This window comes from Aquaspirillum serpens DSM 68, assembly GCF_000420525.1.
In the GTDB taxonomy this organism is placed as follows: domain Bacteria; phylum Pseudomonadota; class Gammaproteobacteria; order Burkholderiales; family Aquaspirillaceae; genus Aquaspirillum; species Aquaspirillum serpens.
This window is the reverse complement of sequence record NZ_ATVC01000104.1, coordinates 1-2,299: the sequence shown is the minus strand read 5'-3', so window position 1 is coordinate 2,299 and position 2,299 is coordinate 1. Positions and strand designations below refer to the sequence as shown.

1 protein-coding gene and 1 pseudogene are annotated in these 2,299 nt (G+C 49.9%); both read left to right on the top strand.

The features are described 5' to 3' along the window. A pseudogene (locus G465_RS0112650) lies at positions 1-419 on the top strand (hypothetical protein); the annotation flags it as partial. Positions 420-482: 63 nt separating this feature from the next. Beyond that, on the top strand, positions 483-2,299 hold a 1,817-nt coding region (locus tag G465_RS0112645), incomplete at its 3' end, for a DUF4347 domain-containing protein (protein WP_022654798.1).

The following is a 2,299-nucleotide window of genomic DNA, read 5'->3' as shown; positions in this document are numbered from 1 at the left end:
GGCAGGAGCAACACATCATGGCACAGCTGACACACACACCGGTAGTCACCGCCTTACGCTCTTTAGAAACCCTCAGCCAAACCAAAGAAGAACAATTGCGCGCCATTGCACGGCAACGTGCTGTCTGGGATTACAACACCGACATCATCACTGCAAGGGAAGAGGGCATAGAAGAAGGCATTCAAAAAGGTCTAGAAAAAGGCATACAAAAAGGTCGTGAAGAAGGCATACAACAAGGACTAGAAAAAGGTAAGCAAGCCATGCAAGCCCTTCTCCGAACCTTGATCGAAGCGCGGTTTGGTCAGCCGTTACCAGATTGGGTGTTATCGCGGTTGCGGACAGCGACGCCGGAACAGTTGCAACAATGGGGCATTTCGTTAGCGCAGGCACAGCGGTTGGAGGATATTTTCGAGGTTTGACCCCCCGTAGGGCGGATAAGCGCAGCGCATCCGCCAAACCCGTAGATAGCATGGGCACTGGTTTTGTGCCCACCAAATCCATATCACCGAGACCACACCAAAAAAACCACCCGAACCAATCATATTTTATCTCATGGTAGCAGCGGTCGTATTCAGCTTGGAACAGCAGGTTTAGATAATAATAGTTTTAAGCAGTATCAAAATGACTTAGAGAAAATTGGAAATAGTTTAACGGTTGATGGTGATATTTTAGTTTATGGTTGTGATGTTGCTAATGGTGAAGTAGGTCAGGAATTTATTGGAAAGCTGGCACAAGTAACAAGTGCGGATATTGCGGCATCGGATGATTTGACAGGGGCGGCGGACAAGGGAGGGGGGGATTGGGTGCTGGAGCAGAGTGCGGGACAAATCGGCACCTATGAATTAGCTGCCAATGGGTTTGATGGGAAATTATCAATGGGGTTCACGACTGCTTCTAGCCCTATTCCCGATAGTGGTGGTTCGACTGGCAGTTGGGGAGTTTGGCTGGCTGGCGACTTCAATAATGATGGAGCAGTTGATGCTGTAACTCAGTTTGGCGGAGCAGGGACGGCTGTGACTCTGTGGCTAAACGATGGAAGCGGTAGCTACACTACCAGTAGCACAGCTATCGCTGCGACTGCTGGCTTCAATCTTTTAAATGCAAAGATTGCTGACTTCGATAATGACGGCGATCTGGACATGGCGTGTATGGTCTCTGGTGCCAGCAATGATTTACTTGCTACAAATGTTGATGCACCACCAACATTAAATTCATTCACACCAACTTCAAATGCAACGGGTGTTGGTGCGTCTGACAATATTGTTCTGAATTTTACTCATACCAATGCCTTGAGCAAAGGTACAGGCACTATCACTATTAAAGTAGATAACGGTGATAGCGATTATTCAAACGACACGGTTTTTGAAACTTTCTCTGTTACAGATTCAAGAGTTTCTATTAGCGGAAATTCCACATCTTCTACCGTAACCATAAATCCTGATGGCACTTTTGCGGCTAACACAAATTATTACTTAGTTATTAGCCCAGCGGCTTTTGTCGATGCAGATGGCAAGGGTTTTGTAACCAAAATTGAAAATCGATTCCATGCCGGTGTTCCTAACCCTGCTGTAAAACAAGCAGGCAACTCTCTTTCTACGGTTTCAGATAAAACAATTCTGAGTTTTACAACTGACGCGGTGGCCGACACCACCCCACCGGTCGCGCCAACCGTCGGCACAGCCAATTCAACCACATCAGTAAGCGTAACCGCTGAAGCAGGAAGCACGGTTGAACTGTTCAAATGGGTGGATGCGAACAATGACAGCACCGTAGACAGTGGCGAAGTCACCTCATTAGGCACAGCAACCGCCACCGGCGGCACGGCCAGCTTTACCAGCCTGACGTTAACCCATGGTGACAAACTCGTTGCTAAAGCTACCGATGCGGCAAGCAACACCTCGACTTATTCCAGTGCGCAAACCGTGTCGATTAGTAGCCCGACACCGACTCCCACACCAACCCCAGAGCCAACGCCTACACCAGTACCGACTCCCGTACCCACACCAGAGCCAACGCCGACTCCGGTACCGACTCCTATGCCTACACCAGAGCCAACACCGACGCCGGTACCTGTTCCCGTCCCGACACCAGAGCCTACCCCAACACCGGTACCCACTCCAGAGCCTACTCCGACTCCCGTGCCAACACCAGAGCCGACTCCAACACCAGTACCGACTCCCGTACCAACGCCAACACCAACTGGCACGTTTGACGGGGTGACGGTGAGTGAAACGGTACAGAGTGATGGTACTAAAGTGGTGACGATTCCAGTGGTGACAGAAGACCGTCAAGACGACCC